The organism is Thiohalobacter sp. IOR34 (assembly GCF_030406045.1).
In the GTDB taxonomy this organism is placed as follows: domain Bacteria; phylum Pseudomonadota; class Gammaproteobacteria; order Thiohalobacterales; family Thiohalobacteraceae.
In genome coordinates this window covers 2,272,520-2,287,298 of the sequence record NZ_CP128988.1, presented here as the reverse complement: position 1 = coordinate 2,287,298, position 14,779 = coordinate 2,272,520, and the positions used below count along the sequence as shown (strand labels likewise).

At 66.1% G+C, this 14,779-nt stretch carries 13 protein-coding genes; 7 read left to right on the top strand and 6 right to left on the bottom strand.

What is annotated here, in order from left to right; translation table 11 throughout:
• Window positions 1-5 precede the first annotated feature (5 nt).
• From pilB to QVG61_RS10520, 5 genes are all read right to left on the bottom strand, one after another.
• Window positions 6-1,721 (bottom strand): type IV-A pilus assembly ATPase PilB, encoded by a 1,716-nt coding sequence (pilB, locus tag QVG61_RS10540; protein ID WP_289930597.1) that lies wholly within the window; start codon window positions 1,719-1,721, stop codon window positions 6-8.
• 274 nt (window positions 1,722-1,995) lie between these two features.
• Window positions 1,996-2,427, bottom strand: a complete 432-nt coding sequence (locus tag QVG61_RS10535) for a pilin (protein WP_289930596.1) — start codon at window positions 2,425-2,427, stop codon at window positions 1,996-1,998.
• Window positions 2,428-2,846: 419 nt separating this feature from the next.
• Window positions 2,847-4,211 carry a sigma-54 dependent transcriptional regulator gene (locus tag QVG61_RS10530; RefSeq protein ID WP_289930595.1) on the bottom strand — a complete coding sequence of 455 codons (1,365 nt, stop codon included), beginning with the start codon at window positions 4,209-4,211 and terminating at the stop codon, window positions 2,847-2,849.
• Window positions 4,208-5,872: an ATP-binding protein gene (locus QVG61_RS10525; RefSeq protein WP_289930594.1), complete on the bottom strand. Its 1,665-nt coding sequence runs from the start codon at window positions 5,870-5,872 to the stop codon at window positions 4,208-4,210. Before QVG61_RS10525 ends, QVG61_RS10530 begins: the two co-directional genes overlap by 4 nt.
• Window positions 5,873-5,879: 7 nt before the next feature.
• Window positions 5,880-6,113 (bottom strand): PP0621 family protein, encoded by a 234-nt coding sequence (locus QVG61_RS10520; protein ID WP_289930593.1) that lies wholly within the window; start codon window positions 6,111-6,113, stop codon window positions 5,880-5,882.
• A gap of 133 nt (window positions 6,114-6,246) precedes the next feature.
• Here QVG61_RS10520 and sucC point away from each other — a divergent pair, with 133 nt between their 5' ends.
• The 4 genes from sucC (at window position 6,247) to QVG61_RS10500 (ending at window position 10,606) form a co-directional block, all read left to right on the top strand.
• The gene (gene sucC, locus QVG61_RS10515; RefSeq protein WP_289930592.1) at window positions 6,247-7,410 is read left to right on the top strand and encodes an ADP-forming succinate--CoA ligase subunit beta; all 1,164 of its coding nucleotides are present in this window, start codon (window positions 6,247-6,249) and stop codon (window positions 7,408-7,410) included.
• Window positions 7,411-7,493: 83 nt separating this feature from the next.
• Complete coding sequence (gene sucD / locus QVG61_RS10510; RefSeq protein ID WP_289930591.1) at window positions 7,494-8,363, top strand: succinate--CoA ligase subunit alpha; 870 nt, start codon at window positions 7,494-7,496, stop codon at window positions 8,361-8,363.
• A gap of 173 nt (window positions 8,364-8,536) precedes the next feature.
• Window positions 8,537-10,183, top strand: a complete 1,647-nt coding sequence (locus tag QVG61_RS10505; protein WP_289930590.1) for an NAD+ synthase — start codon at window positions 8,537-8,539, stop codon at window positions 10,181-10,183.
• 84 nt (window positions 10,184-10,267) lie between these two features.
• Window positions 10,268-10,606, top strand: coding sequence for a P-II family nitrogen regulator (locus QVG61_RS10500; protein ID WP_289930589.1), 339 nt, complete (start codon window positions 10,268-10,270; stop codon window positions 10,604-10,606).
• A 543-nt stretch (window positions 10,607-11,149) separates the two neighbouring features.
• Here the strand turns inward: QVG61_RS10500 and QVG61_RS10495 are convergent.
• On the bottom strand, window positions 11,150-11,890 hold the full coding sequence (locus tag QVG61_RS10495; RefSeq protein ID WP_289930588.1) for an outer membrane protein assembly factor BamD: 741 nt from the start codon (window positions 11,888-11,890) through the stop codon (window positions 11,150-11,152).
• Between the two features lie 144 nt (window positions 11,891-12,034).
• Here QVG61_RS10495 and rluD point away from each other — a divergent pair, with 144 nt between their 5' ends.
• From rluD to QVG61_RS10480, 3 genes are all read left to right on the top strand, one after another.
• Window positions 12,035-12,994, top strand: coding sequence for a 23S rRNA pseudouridine(1911/1915/1917) synthase RluD (gene rluD / locus QVG61_RS10490; protein ID WP_289930587.1), 960 nt, complete (start codon window positions 12,035-12,037; stop codon window positions 12,992-12,994).
• A 61-nt stretch (window positions 12,995-13,055) separates the two neighbouring features.
• Entirely contained in the window at window positions 13,056-13,817 is a 762-nt protein-coding gene (gene pgeF / locus QVG61_RS10485) for a peptidoglycan editing factor PgeF (protein ID WP_289930586.1), read from the top strand.
• 150 nt (window positions 13,818-13,967) lie between these two features.
• Complete coding sequence (locus QVG61_RS10480; RefSeq protein WP_289930585.1) at window positions 13,968-14,753, top strand: ZIP family metal transporter; 786 nt, start codon at window positions 13,968-13,970, stop codon at window positions 14,751-14,753.
• Window positions 14,754-14,779: the final 26 nt, after the last annotated feature.

Below are 14,779 nucleotides of genomic sequence, written 5' to 3'. Positions count from 1 at the left end.
ATCGCTTAGTCCTTGGTGACTCGGTTGACTTCCTCCAGGCTGGTGATGCCCTGGATGACCTTCTTCAGCCCGGATTCCCTGAGATCGGGAATGCCCTCCCTGCGCGCCTGGTCGGCGAGCTGGATGGCATTGCCGCCCTCCATGATGATACGGGACATCTCCTCGGAGATCTCCATCACCTGATAGATTCCCACGCGGCCCTTGTAACCGCCCGTGCACTGGTCACATCCGTCGGGATTGGCCTTGTACAGCTTGAGGCCGGCGATCTGCTCCTCGCTGAAGCCTTCCTTCAGCAACGCCGCCTCCGGAACCTCGTCGACCTGCTTGCAGTTGTTGCACAGGCGGCGGGCGAGGCGCTGGGCGATGATCAGGTTGACCGCCGAGGCGATGTTGTACGGCGGCACGCCCATGTTCATCAGCCGCGCCAGGGTCTGGGGCGCGTCGTTGGTGTGCAGGGTGGACATCACCATGTGGCCGGTCTGGGCTGCCTTGATGGCGATCTCGGCGGTCTCCAGGTCGCGGATCTCACCGACCATGATGACGTCCGGGTCCTGGCGCAGGAAGGCACGCAGGGCCTCGGCGAAGGTAAAGCCCGCCTTGGGGTTCATGTTGCACTGGTTGATGCCGGAGAGGTTGATTTCCACCGGGTCCTCGCAGGTGGAGATGTTGCGGTCCGGGGTGTTGAGGATGTTCAGCCCGGTGTACAGCGAAACCGTCTTGCCCGAACCCGTGGGGCCGGTCACCAGGATCATGCCATAGGGCTTCATCAGGTTCTTGAGATAGAGCTCCTTCTGCTCCTCCTCGTAGCCCAGGGCGTCGATGCCCAGCTTGGCACTGGAAGGGTCGAGGATACGCAGCACGATCTTCTCCCCGAACAGGGTCGGGCAGGTGTTGACGCGGAAGTCGATGGCGCGGTTCTTGGAGAGCTGCATCTTGATGCGCCCGTCCTGGGGGATGCGGCGCTCGGCGATGTCCATGCGGCTCATCACCTTGAGGCGGGCGGCGATCTTCTGCGCCAGGGCGATGGGCGGCGAGGCCACCTCGTGCAGCACGCCGTCCTGGCGCAGGCGGACGCGGAAGCTCTTCTCGTAGGGCTCGACATGGATGTCGGAGGCCCCCTTGTTGATGGCGTCCAGCAGAATCTTGTTGACGAAGCGGACCACCGGGGTGTCGTCGATACCGGATTCCTGGTCGGCGTCGTCGTTCTCGTCCTCCTCGACGATGTCCAGGTTGTCCAGGTCCTCGTCCAGCAGGTCCGACATGCTGGTGTCGGCGGCATCGAGGACCTGCTCGATGGCCTTGCTGAGTTTGTCTTCCTCGACCAGGATCGGTTCGGTGGTGATGCCGGTGTGGAACTTGATCTCGTCCAGTGCCGTCAGGTTGGTCGGGTCGGAGACGGCGACGAACAGCCGGTTGCCGCGCTTGAACAGTGGCAAGGCATGGTGCTGGCGGATCAGCTTTTCGTCGACCAGCTTGACCGGTGCCATTTCCAGGTCCATCGCGGACAGGTCGAAAAGGGGAATGCCGAATTCCTTGCAGGCTGTCTTCGCCAGATCGATGCTGGATACTATCTGGGCCCCAACCAGATGGCTGACCAGATGTTTGTGCTCTTTTTGGGCAGTATCGCAGGCTTTGAGGGCGGCATCCTCGGCAAGCAGACCATCCATGACAAGGTGTTTGGCGAGACCGCTAAGTTGGATGGAAGGGTTTGCCGCTACCATGGCTCGAGTTCTGGTTCCATTTCGGGTTTGAGAATTGCTTGATAACTAACGATAATTCTTGATCTGGAAACAATAGAGATTAATGCCGTAATCTTCAAGCCATGTCGTCATTATAAAATCTCTATTCAACCCTTTTTCGGCGATTTCCGCCAATAACTTTAATTATTCCACGATGCCATTGATTTGATGGTTTGGCCTCTTTTCTTTGGTCCGGAAAAAGAGAAGGGCACCCCTTGGGTGCCCTTCTCGGCATCTGGTGAAAGATGCTCTATGTTTAGCGGCAATTGCTGGGACGATATTTGTCAGCAAGTGTTCCGCCCGTGCAGTCCCATGCGATTGCATCGGTCGGCGGCGTGCCTGCAGTCAATGCCGCACCACCTGCAGTCGGAACCAGGGTAATGGTGCCATTGCCGGCAGCGGCGGTATAGGTGATGGTAATGGTGCCATCGCTGCTATCCACTGCAACGGAAGACACGTTGCTGGTGGCGCTGGGTGCGGTCCAGCCGGCATCCAGGTTTGAGTTGGCGGCGGCAGCATTTTCAGCAACCGTTGCCTTGGCAGCCGCAGCCAGGCTGAGGCCCTCAGTAACACGGGAGCGGACGGTGTAGTCCTGATAAGCCGGGATGGCAATCGCGGCCAGGATGCCGATGATCGCGACCACGATCATGAGTTCGATGAGAGTGAAACCCTGCTGTGTGTTCTTCATGGTGAATCTCCTTGAGTGTTCGGTGGTGGTGAATCTCTCGACCGGTCTGGTTTACGGCCGTGGCCCGCCAAGCTTTAGGGGCTGTCGTGAGCCATGCCTTCCGGTCTTGCGCAGGGTAGATGCAGGGGGCGTGCCAGTTTTTTGTCGACCAGGCCGGCGGTGTCGGGTCTGTCAGTGATTTTTTATGCTAAATAAAGGCTTGCGTTTGCCGCGTCTCTCCATCCTCGGCTCCCGACGGCGGTTGCGGAGGGTCAGGGAGCACTCGGATGTGCGCATCAGGGTCACCCGGGGTGACGTTCAGCGTCAGTTGCCGGCCGGATCAGAGGGATGAAGTGTGAACTTCGTCACGATCTTCCGTCGCAGCCGGATCGCGGCCTGGATGCCGTTCCTGCATGAATCCGCCGCCGGGCGGTCCGCACTCAGTCCAGCCCCAGTTTCTTCAGCCGGTAGCGCAGGGCGCGGAAGGTGATGCCGAGCAGGCGGGCGGCGGCGGTCTTGTTGTTGCGGGTCTTTTCCAGGGCGTCGAGGATGGCCTGGCGTTCGACCTGTTCCAGGTAGTCCTCCAGCGGCACCTCGCCGGCGGGTGGTGAGCTGCCGTTCCCGGAACCGCTGCCCTGGCCGGGCAGGGCCAGGTCCAAGGCCTGGATGGTCGGCCCCTCGCACATGGTCAGGGCGCGTTCCAGGATGTTCTCCAGTTCGCGCACGTTGCCCGGAAAGCCGTAGCTGCGCAGTGCATCGAGGGCGTCCGTGCCGAGCACGGGGGCGTCGCTGTGGCCGCGCGACAGCTTGCGCAGCAGATGATCCGCGAGTTGCGGGATGTCCTCGGGTCGTTCGCGCAGTGCCGGCAGCTTCAGCTCGATGACGTTCAGCCGGTAGTAGAGGTCCTGGCGGAAGGCGCCTTCCTCGACCAGCCGGGCGAGGTTCTTGTGGGTGGCGGAAAGGATGCGCACGTCGATGGGCACCTCGTGCTGGGCGCCGACCGGCCGCACGGCCTTTTCCTGGATGGCGCGCAGCAGCTTGACCTGCATGTGCAGCGGCAGCTCGGCGACCTCGTCCAGGAACAGGGTGCCGCCATCGGCGGCCTGGAACAGGCCGGCCTTGTCGCTGGTCGCGCCGGTGAAGCTGCCCTTGCGGTGGCCGAAGAACTCGCTCTCCATCAGCTCCGCGGGGATGGCGCCGCAGTTGACGGCGATGAAGGGCTGTTCGGCGCGTGGTCCCTTGCGGTGGATCAGCCGCGCCACCAGTTCCTTGCCGGTGCCGGATTCACCGCTGATGTAGACCGGCGCCTGGCTGCGGGCCAGCTTGGCAATCAGCGAGCGGGTGCGCTGCATCAATGGCGAGTCGCCAATCAGTTCGTTGCGCGAGCGCCGGTCGCGGCCGGGGAAGTCCTTGGTGTCCGAGAGCTTGAGGGCGGTGCCGACCAGCTTGCGCAGCACCTGCAGGTCGACGGGTTTGGAGACGAAGTCGAAGGCCCCGGTCTTGAGCGCCTGGACCGCGGATTCCATGCTGCCGTAGGCGGTGATCACGGCCACCGGCAGTTCCGGGTGTTGCTGCTGGATGTGTTCCACCAGTTCGATGCCGCTGCCGTCCGGCAGGCGCATGTCGGTCAGGCACAGGTCGTAGTGGCGCGCGGCGAGCCGCTCGCGGGCGGTGGCCAGGTCCGCGGCGGTGTCGGTTTCGATCGACATCCGGCCGAGGGTGATCTCCAGCAGCTCGAGGATGTCCGGTTCGTCGTCGACCACCAGGGCGCGGTGGCCGCCGGTTTCTGCCTTGTCCCCTGTCATGCGTCTCCCGTGCCGTCCTCTGCGTCCGTCCGTGCCGCTCCGGTGGCGTGGGCGAAGTTGATCCTGAACCGGCTGCCACCCTCGGTCACTGGCAGATAGCCGAGCTGGGCGCCATTGCTCTCGCACAGTTCACGCGAGAGGTAGAGCCCCAGGCCGGTGCCATTGGCGGCGGTGGTGAAGAAGGGCTCGAACAGCCGTGCCTGGTCCTCGGCGGCGATGCCCGGTCCCTGGTCGATGATATCCAGGAAGGGGCAGTGCCGCGCGTCCAGGCCGCCGACCAGCCGGACCTGGGCGGGCTGGCCGTCGCGGGCGCCGTGCCGGAGGGCGTTGTGCAGCAGATTGCCAACCACCTGATGCAGCTGCCCCGGGTCGAAGCGGACCTGCAGCTCGACCGGTTCGACCTCCACCTCGATCTGCTCCGGGGCGATATTCTCGCAATGAACGAGGTCGTCGACAAATTCGTTCAGCCAGTCGGCAAGGACGATGGCCTGGGGGTGCGGTGTGCCCCGGCGCGAGAGCTGCAGGACGTTCTCGATGATGTCGTTGACCCGCCGCGCGTGGGTACGGATGATCTCGGTCAGACGCCGGTCGGCACTGTCCAGGTTGGGCGACTCGCCGAGCAGCTGGTCGGCGTGGCTGATGGCGCCGAGCGGATTGCGGATCTCGTGGGCGATGCTGGCGGTGAGCCGGCCGAGGGCGGCCAGCTTCATCTGCTGGGCCTGCTGGGCGAGGGCGACGGTGTCTTCCAGGAAGATCAGACTGGCGGCGCCCGCCGTGTTGCCCAGTGCCGTGAAGCGTGGCCGCAGGCTCTGGGTCGAGCCTTCCGGGCGAAAGGCGCGGGGCTGGAAGCCGGGGTCGTCCCGCCAGGCCTGAAGCTGCTCGTTCAGCGCGGGCGAGAGCTGGGCCAGGTAGGCCGCCGGCTGGTTCCGCGCGGGTTGCAGTTGCTGGCGGGCGGCGTCGTTCATCAGACGGATGCGCCCCTCGGCGTCGACCACCAGGATGCCGGCCTGCAGGTGCTGGATGACATACTCGTTGAGCTTGGTGAGATTGGCCAGATCGACGCCGCGCTGCGCCGCCAGCGCCTCGGTCTCGCGGATGCGACGGGCCAGGAAGAAGGCCAGGGCGGTGCTGGCGAACAGGGCGATGCCGAGCAGGCCGGCGCGGGTCGCGTCCTCGGCCAGCCCCTGTTCGCCGCGGAGGGCCTGGTAGCCGAGTTCGCCGAACACCGCGAAGGTGGCCACGGCGGCAAACAGGAAGGCCATGCGGTTCGGCTGCAGCAGCGCGCCAGCGGCCACGGTCAGTACCAGCAGGATGCCGAGGCCACTCTTCAGGCCGCCGCTGGCATGCATCAGCAGGGTGATGGCGACGATGTCGACCAGGATCTGGATGACTACCTGGGTGGCGAAGCCCGGCCAGCGTCGGCGGGCGGTGAAGCCGGTGGCCAGGGCGAACAGCAGGTAGGCGAGGCTGACGATGGCGAACAGCCAGGGTGCCTCGCTGCCCAGCGCCTGCTGCCGGGCGGGCAGGAAGTAGGAGACGAACAGCAGGGTGGCCAGCAACAGCCGGTAGAGGGTGAGGAAGCGCAGCGGTTTCCAGCTCAGGGCGTCGCGTTGCTCGGCAATGGCCGGCAGGGGATGGGGTTCGGCGGAGGGGCTGAGCACGCTGGCCTCAGTCGCGCTGCTGGGCACTCTGCCGGTGGGCCTCGGAGCAGTAGCAGTGGTCGCCGCTGCACAGCGCTTCCTCGCGCGGCAGGTGGATGCCGCAGGTCTCGCAGCGCACCATCTGCCCCACCTCGCCGGCGGCTGGGCGATTGCGGCGGCGTTGCTGGGCCTGCCAGCGCTTGTAGAGGCTGAAACCGATGTAGACGAGCAGACCGAGGAGCAGCAGGCGGATGAGTCCCATGGGGCTAGTTTCCCGGTTGCCCGCCCCCTGTGCAAGTTCGGCGCAGTGTTTCGGTGCAGTCGCCGGTTTTGCGCCGCTCTGGGCTTTACTTCAAAATAGCGGCCTTTATCCGGCTGGATGGACGGCAACGCAGATGAACCTCCACGAATATCAGGCCAAGCGGCTGTTTGCCGAGTACGCCATTCCGGTGCCGCGCGGCGAGCTGGCGCGCAACCCCGGCGAGGTGCTGGCGGCGGCGGAGACCCTCGGTGGGAAAGGTTGGGTGCTCAAGGCCCAGGTGCACGCCGGTGGTCGTGGCAAGGGTGGCGGGGTGAAGCGGGTCGACAGCCTGGAGGTGCTGGAGGCCGAGGCCGGCCGCCTGCTGGGCAGCCGGCTGGTGACGCCCCAGACCGGGCCAGAGGGGCTGCCGGTGGAGGCGCTGCTGATCGAGGAGCCGCTGGCCCTGGCGCGCGAACTCTATGTCGGGGCCCTGGTCGACCGCGCAGCCGAACGGCTGGTGGTCATGGCCTCGGCCAGCGGCGGCATGGACATCGAGGAGGTCGCCGCCCGCGACCCGCAGGCCATCCTCTGCGAACATGCCGATCCGGCCGCCGGTCTGCAGCCCTATCAGTGCCGCAAGCTGGCCTTCGGCCTGGGGCTGGAGGGCGCGCAGGTTGGCCAGTTCACCCGTATCCTGCTGGGTCTGGCGCGGCTCTTCCAGGACAAGGACCTGAGTCTGGTGGAGATCAATCCCCTGGTGGTGACCGCGGATGGCGGCCTGCTGGCGCTGGACGCCAAGATCAACCTGGATGACAACGCCCTCTACCGGCAGAAGGCCCTCGCCGAACTGCGCGACCCCGAGCAGGAGGACGCGAAGGAACGCCTGGCCCGCGAGCATGGCCTGAATTACGTTACCCTCGACGGCGACATCGCCTGCATGGTCAATGGCGCCGGGCTGGCCATGGCCACCATGGACCTGATCAAGCTGCATGGCGGCGAGCCGGCCAACTTCCTCGACGTTGGCGGCGGTGCCACCGCCGAGCGGGTTGCCGAGGCCTTCAAGCTGATTCTCTCCGATCCCAAGGTGCGGGCCATCCTGGTCAACATCTTCGGCGGCATCGTGCGCTGCGACCTGATCGCCGAGGGCGTCATCCAGGCGGTGCGCGAGGTCGGTGTCGAGGTGCCGGTGGTGGTGCGCCTGGAGGGGACCAACGTCGAGCAGGGTCGGGCGCTGCTGGAGGGTTCGGGCCTCAATGTGATCACTGCCGCAGGACTCACCGATGCGGCGGAGAAGGCGGTGGCTGCGGCGAGGGAGTGAGGCGCTGACCGCGGCCTGGCGACCGCTCCTACGGGCGGGTCTGTGTGCGGGAGCGGCGGCCACACGAACCAAGAAGGACGACGATGAGCATTCTTATCGATAGTGACACACGGGTCATCTGCCAGGGCTTCACCGGCAGGCAGGGCAGCTTTCACTCCGAGCAGGCCATCGCCTACGGTACCAACCTGGTCGGCGGCGTGACGCCTGGCAAGGGGGGGCAGCGGCATCTCGACCGGCCGGTATTCGACACCGTGGCCGATGCCGTGGCCGCGACCGGTGCCGATGCCAGCATGATCTATGTGCCGGCGCCCTTCGCCGCCGATGCGGTGCTGGAGGCGGCCGATGCCGGCATCCGGGTGATCGTCTGCATCACCGAGGGTATCCCGGTGCTGGACATGCTCAAGGTGAAGGCGGCGCTGGCCGGGCGGGACGTCCATCTCATTGGCCCCAACTGCCCCGGCATCATCACCCCCGGTGCCTGCAAGATCGGCATCATGCCGGGCCAGATCCATAAACCGGGGCGGATCGGCATCGTCTCCCGTTCCGGCACCCTGACCTACGAGGCCGTGCACCAGACCACCACCGCCGGGCTGGGGCAGAGCACCTGCGTCGGTATCGGCGGCGATCCCATCCACGGGCTGGATTTCATCGACTGTCTGGCCATGTTCGAGGCCGATCCACAGACCGAGGGCATCATCCTGGTCGGTGAGATCGGCGGCAGCGCCGAGGAGGATGCGGCCGCCTTCATCCGCGAGCGGCTGAGCAAGCCGGTGGTCGCCTACATCGCGGGAGTGACCGCGCCCAAGGGCAAGCGCATGGGCCACGCCGGTGCCATCATCAGCGGTGGCCAGGGCACGGCGGAGGCCAAGATCGCCGCCCTGGAGGCAGCGGGCGTGACCGTGGTCCGCTCGCCGGCGGAGATGGGGCGGGCGATGGCAGAGCTGCTTCGTTGAGGGCCTTGAACCACAGAGGGCACAGAGGGGCACGGAGGAAAATCCCTGTGTTCCTCCGTGTCCTCCGTGGTTCAATAGCGCCAATCGACCACTTGAATCGGGCCCATCAATGGAAGTCGCAACAGTCCTTTTTTCCGTGGATTCCGTGGCCATTTTAATGGAGGCCTTTCCGGATGAGTGATTCGCTGCGGGTGGTCATGGCCCAGATCGACCTGCTGGTCGGTGACGTGGCGGGCAACACCCGGCGGGTGATCGAGGCGGCGGAGCGTGCCCGCGATGAATTCGACGCCCAGTTGGTGGTGTTCCCAGAGCTGGCCCTCACCGGCTATCCGCCGGAGGATCTGCTGCTGCGGCCGGGGCTGCAGGTCCATGTGCTGGAGGGCCTGGAACGGATCCGCCGCGACGTCCGGGGGATCCACGTCATCGTCGGTCATCCGCAGCATGCCCGAGGCGGCCTCTACAACGCTGCCTCGGTGATCCATGAGGGCCGCATTCTGGCCACGGTGCGCAAGCAGCATCTGCCCAATTACAGCGTGTTCGACGAGAAGCGCTACTTCGTGCCGGGCGAAGGCGCGGGGGTGGTGGAGATCGCGGGGGTGCGCATCGGCCTGACCATCTGCGAGGACATCTGGACACCGGGGCCGGCGCGCCAGGCGCGCGAGGCCGGTGCCGAGCTGATCGTCAACATCAACGCCTCCCCCTTCCATGCCGGCAAGGGCGCTGAACGCGAGGATGTGGTCCGCGACCGCGTGCAGGAAACCAACCTGCCGGTGCTCTATCTCAACCTGGTCGGCGGGCAGGACGAGCTGGTGTTCGACGGCCAGTCTTTCGTCATGGACAGCAAGGGCGAGGTGGTGCGGCGTCTGCCGCTGGTGGAGGCAGGGCTGTTCCCGGTGGATTTCGCGCGCCGCCACGGTGCCATCTGTCCCCTGCCCGGCGAGATCTGTGAAAGGCCCCCCATGGAGGAGAAGATCTACCGGGTGCTGGTGCTGGGCGTGCGCGACTATGTGCGCAAGAACGGCTTCAGGGGCGCGGTGCTGGGCCTGTCCGGCGGCATCGACTCGGCGCTCACCCTGGCCATCGCCGTGGATGCCCTCGGCGCCGGGCAGGTCGAGGCGGTGATGATGCCGTCGCGTTACACCGCGGAGATGAGTGTCGAGGATGCCCGGGCGGAGGCCGAGCGGCTCGGCGTCGCCTACCGGGTGATTCCCATCGAAAGGCCGTTCCAGGCCTTCCTCGAAGTGCTGAAGGACGAATTCGCCGGCTATGAGGCCGATGTCACCGAGGAGAACATCCAGGCGCGTTGCCGGGGGGTGATCCTGATGGCGATCTCCAACAAGACCGGGCGGATCCTGCTCACCACCGGCAACAAGAGCGAGGTTGCAGTCGGCTACACCACCCTCTATGGCGACATGGCAGGCGGCTTTGCGCCCATCAAGGACGTGCCCAAGACGCTGGTCTACCGTCTGGCAGAATTCGTCAACCGCGAGCGCGAGATCATCCCCCGCCGGGTGCTGGAACGCCCGCCCTCGGCGGAGCTGGCGCCGGGCCAGACCGACCAGGACAGCCTGCCGCCCTATCCGCTGCTGGACGCCATTCTGGAACGCTACGTCGAGCAGGACCGCAGCATCGAGGAGATCATCGCCGAGGGTTTCGATGCGGAGACGGTGCGCCGGGTCGCCTGGATGGTGGACCGCAATGAGTACAAGCGCCGCCAGGCGCCGCCCGGGGTGCGCATCACCCGCCGTGCCTTCGGCCGCGACCGGCGCTATCCCATCACCTCGGGTTACCTGGAGACACAGCTCAAGGGGTTGGAGTGAGGCAGCGCCGGTGGCGCGGTTTTCTGAAACCACGACTTGCGGTATCGTTGATCGACCAAAAGAATCGACTTGCCGGGGGAAGAAATGAAAAAGGTAGAAGCCATCATCAAACCGTTCAAGCTGGACGATGTCCGCGAGGCCCTGTCCGAGATCGGCATTGCCGGCATGACCGCCATCGAGGTGAAGGGTTTCGGCCGGCAGAAGGGGCATACCGAGCTGTACCGCGGTGCCGAATACGTGGTCGACTTTCTGCCCAAGGTCAAGCTGGAGGTGGTGGTCAAGGAGGAGGATGTGGAGCGCTGCATCGAGGCCATCATGAAAGCGGCCCGCACGGGCAAGATCGGCGATGGCAAGATCTTTGTTACCGGTGTCGAGAAGGTGGTGCGCATCCGCACCGGCGAACAGGACGCGGACGCCATCTGAGGCGGCGGGATCCTGATGCAAAACGCCGGGCCTTGGGCCCGGCGTTTTGCGTTCTGGAGAGGCTACAGCCAGCCCGCATGAGCGGCGTGCAGGCTGATATTAACCCGGCTTTGTGCCTGTTCGCTTGATTCCGGGCATTGCCCGCCGTGGCCTCCCGATCGCGGCCTGGAGGCCGTTCCTACGGGGCATGGCGGCACAATATGTGTTGTCGTAGGAGCGGCCCCCAGGCCGCGATCGGGGCGCAAGGGGTACCGCGCCATCCTGCCACCCCGGCCCACGGAGCCTGCCTTGGTGCTAGCCCGCATATTGCACGAAGGATTCGAGTTTCAGGGCGAATCTGGCCAAGCAGTTTGTTCGATCGCCCGCCGAAGCATAGCCGTCGCTATGGTTCAACGGGGATCGGGCAAAATGCGACGCCAGATTTGGCCTGAACTCGAATAGGCACAAACCGTAACAGGGCACAATCGCTCGCAGAAGGGGGCACTGCCTTGATAAATACCGGAAAAATTACGCTTTCAAGGCCGCCTTCGTGCAATATGCGGGCTAGGGATAGTTGAGACGGTAGACCCGCAGCGCATCCTCGGCCAGATCGTTCAGATCGAGGATCCGGTAGGCACGGATCAGGATCTCCAGGGCATCGGGTACGGCCGGCGTGCGGGGAAAGTGCTCGATGACGTACTCGGCGCGGTTGATGGCAGCGACGTAGGCATGACGGCGCATGTAGTAGTCGGCCACGTGCACCTCGTAGCTGGCCAGGTTGTTGCGCAGGAACAGCATGCGCTGGGTGGCGTCCTTGCTGTACGGGCTGGCCGGGAAGCGCTTGACCAAGGTCTGGAAATCGAAGAACGACTGGCGGGCGGCGCCCGGATCGCGTTCCGAGGGATCGCGCGGCAGGAAGCGGTCGATCAGGTTCCGGCCGCGGTTGAAGTTCACCAGCCCCTTCAGATAGTAGGCGTAGTCCAGATGCGGATGCTGCGGATAGGTCTTGATGAAGCGGTCGAGGGTGGCGATGGCCGTGTCCGGCTCGTCGTACTTGTAGTAGGCATAGGCCGATTCCAGCAGCGCCTGCTGGGCGTACCTGCCGAAGGGGTAGCGGGCCTCCAGCTTCTCGTACAGCTCGATGGCGCGCTCGTAGTTGCCCTCGGAGAGGTTCTCCTTGGCCTTGGCATACAGCTTCTGCGCCGACCAGCCCTTGGTTTCGTCGATCTCGTCGGGCAGCAGCGAGCAGCCGGCCAGCAGGTTGAGGGTGAGCAGTCCCAGCAGGAACAATCGCAGCAGCGGCATGGGGTTCGACCGTCTTTTTCGTCTGACAAGGAAAGCGGAAGTATACCCGAATTGGCGCGCTGCGGTGCCTGCCGCCAGCACCAAGGATTCGATTCTCAGGGCAAATCCTTGGTGCAATATCCAGGCTGGCTTAGTATGTGGGTTATGGCAGAACTGATGCAGTTGTCCGCCCGGGTACCGGCAGAGGCGGCCGGGCGGCGCCTCGACCAGGTCCTGGCCGAGCTGTTTCCCGACTATTCCCGCAGTCGCCTCCAGCACTGGGTTCGGGCCGGGGCGGTGCAGGTCGACGGCAGGGCCTGGACCCGGCCGCGCGACAAGCTGGCCGGCGGCGAGCAGGTGGAGATCACCGCCAGCCTGCCCGAGGACCGGCGGTGCGAGGCCCAGGACATTCCGCTGCAGATCGTCCATGAGGATGCCGAGCTGCTGGTGATCGACAAGCCGGCCGGGCTGGTGGTGCATCCGGCGGCCGGCAATCCCGACGGCACCCTGCAGAACGCCCTGCTGCACCATGACCCGGCCCTGGCCGCCGTGCCGCGGGCCGGCATCGTGCACCGCCTGGACAAGGACACAAGCGGGCTGATGGTGGTGGCGCGCACCCTCACGGCCCATCACTCGCTGGTGGCCCAGCTGCAGGCGCGCAGCGTGAGCCGCGAATACCTGGCCGTGGTCTGGGGCGTGATGACGGCGGGCGGCAGCGTCGAGCAGCCCATTGGCCGTCACCCCGTCGACCGCAAGCGCATGGCGGTGCTCAGGCACGGCGGCAAGCCGGCCGTCACCCACTACCGGGTGGCGGAGCGCTTCCGTGCCCACAGCCTGCTGCGGGTATCGTTGGAGACCGGCCGCACCCACCAGATCCGGGTGCACATGGCCTGGTTGCGGCATCCGCTGGTCGGTGATCCGGTCTATGGCGGACGCCAGCGCCAGCCGGCCGGGGCGGGCGAGGCCCTGCGCCAGACCCTGCACGGTTTCCGCCGCCAGGCCCTGCACGCCACCCGGCTGGTCCTGGACCATCCGGCAAGTGGCGAGACGATGGCCTGGGAGGCGCCGCCGCCGGCCGATTTCCAGGCCCTGCTCGCGGCCCTGCGGGAGGACGCGGCCGGGTAGGCGGGGCATGGCCCGCCGTCGTTCGGCAGACCGGGCACATGGTCGTGAAGGAGGATCACGGATGCGGGAAGACGAAACGGCGGACTGGCTGATCCCGGACTGGCCGGCGCCGGCCGTCGTGCGGGCGCTGACCACCACCCGCGCCGGTGGCGTCAGCCGGCCGCCCTATGACAGCCTCAACCTCGCCGATCACGTCGGTGACGACCCCGCCGCCGTGGCCGCCAACCGCGAGCGCCTGCGGACGCGACTGGGGTTGCCTGCCGAGCCGGTCTGGCTGCGCCAGGTGCACGGCACCGGCATCGTCGATGCGGCCCGGCTGAGCGGCACGGCCGGGGCCGATGGCAGCACCACCGCGCAGCCCGGCGTGGTCTGCGCCGTGCTTACCGCGGATTGTCTGCCGCTGTTGCTCTGCGACCGTGCCGGCCGCCGGGTGGCGGCGGTGCATGCCGGCTGGCGCGGGCTGGCAGGCGGCGTGATCGAGGCGGCCCTCGATGCCATGGATCGCCCCGGCAGCGAGCTGCTCGCATGGCTGGGGCCGGCCATCGGCCCGCGTGCCTTCGCGGTCGGGGACGAGGTGCGCGCCGCCTTCGTTGCCGCGGACCCGGCGGCGGCGACGGCCTTCCACAGGGAGGCGGGGGGCTGGCGGGCCGATCTTTATGCCCTGGCCCGGCAGCGGCTGGCGGCGCGCGGCGTCCGTGCGGTGTATGGCGGCCACTGGTGCACCCACGAGGACAGGGCCCGCTTCTACTCCTACCGCCGCGATGGCGATACCGGTCGCATGGCGAGCCTGATCTGGCTCGAACCCGGGCCGGGTGGGGGATAGCCCGCATATTGAAACTGCTTGGCCAGATTCGCCCTGAAACTCGAATCCTTCGTGCAATATGCGGGATAGGCCGGCGTAGCGGCCGATATCTCGCCCCCGCCACGGCGGATGCGGTATCATCCGGCGCTTTCCCGCGAGGAGTGAGGCCCCATGCCGTTGCTGACCTGGATTCTGCTCTTCTGCCTGCTGGGTGGTGTGCTCAGCGTGGCGGCTGCTGCACTGTTCCTCGCCTTTCCCGAGAGGATGCGGCTCCGGCTGCTGCCGCATTTCGTCAGCTTCGCCATCGGTGCGTTGCTCGGCGCGGCCTTCCTCGCGCTTCTGCCGCACGCCCTTGCCGCGCCAGGTATCGATGATATGCATGTCATCATGGGTACGGTGCTGGCCGGCGTGCTCGGCTTTTTCCTGCTCGAGAAGCTGGTACTCTGGCGGCACTGCCACGAGTCGCACTGCGAGGTCCACCAGCCGGAGCACGACAGTCACAGCCATTCGCCGGCGGCCGGCACCCTGATCCTGATCGGCGATGGGGTGCACAACCTGGTCGACGGCGTGCTGATCGGCGCGGCCTTCCTCACCGACGTGCATCTGGGTATCGTCACCAGCCTGGCAGTGGCGGCGCACGAGATACCCCAGGAGGTCGGCGATTTCGCCGTGTTGTTGCACAGCGGGTTTTCCCGCAGCCGTGCCTTTTTCTACAACGTGCTCTCCAGCCTGACCACGGTGATCGGCGGCCTGGTGGCCTACTACAGCATGCAGCAGGCCCAGGAGGCCCTTCCCTACGTGCTGGCCATTGCCGCCGCAAGCTTCATCTACATTGCCGTCGCCGATCTGATCCCCGGCTTGCACAAGCGGGTGCAGGCCGCCGCCACCCTGCAGCAGGTAGCGTTGATCGCCGCCGGGGTGCTGGTGATCTACCTGGCGCATGCGACGTTGCATTGATCCAGAAGACAGAAGCCAGAAGCTGG

Excerpts from the sequence above, each read along its gene's own strand:
- QVG61_RS10500 (WP_289930589.1), top strand. The coding sequence starts at position 10,268 with ATGAAAAAGGTAGAAGCCATCATCAAACCGTTCAAGCTGGACGATGTC.
- QVG61_RS10480 (WP_289930585.1), top strand. The coding sequence starts at position 13,968 with ATGCCGTTGCTGACCTGGATTCTGCTCTTCTGCCTGCTGGGTGGTGTG.
- pilB (WP_289930597.1), bottom strand. The coding sequence starts at position 1,721 with ATGGTAGCGGCAAACCCTTCCATCCAACTTAGCGGTCTCGCCAAACAC.
- QVG61_RS10505 (WP_289930590.1), top strand. The coding sequence starts at position 8,537 with ATGAGTGATTCGCTGCGGGTGGTCATGGCCCAGATCGACCTGCTGGTC.
- sucC (WP_289930592.1), top strand. The coding sequence starts at position 6,247 with ATGAACCTCCACGAATATCAGGCCAAGCGGCTGTTTGCCGAGTACGCC.
- rluD (WP_289930587.1), top strand. The coding sequence starts at position 12,035 with ATGGCAGAACTGATGCAGTTGTCCGCCCGGGTACCGGCAGAGGCGGCC.
- sucD (WP_289930591.1), top strand. The coding sequence starts at position 7,494 with ATGAGCATTCTTATCGATAGTGACACACGGGTCATCTGCCAGGGCTTC.
- QVG61_RS10520 (WP_289930593.1), bottom strand. The coding sequence starts at position 6,113 with ATGGGACTCATCCGCCTGCTGCTCCTCGGTCTGCTCGTCTACATCGGT.
- QVG61_RS10530 (WP_289930595.1), bottom strand. The coding sequence starts at position 4,211 with ATGACAGGGGACAAGGCAGAAACCGGCGGCCACCGCGCCCTGGTGGTC.
- pgeF (WP_289930586.1), top strand. The coding sequence starts at position 13,056 with ATGCGGGAAGACGAAACGGCGGACTGGCTGATCCCGGACTGGCCGGCG.
- QVG61_RS10535 (WP_289930596.1), bottom strand. The coding sequence starts at position 2,427 with ATGAAGAACACACAGCAGGGTTTCACTCTCATCGAACTCATGATCGTG.
- QVG61_RS10495 (WP_289930588.1), bottom strand. The coding sequence starts at position 11,890 with ATGCCGCTGCTGCGATTGTTCCTGCTGGGACTGCTCACCCTCAACCTG.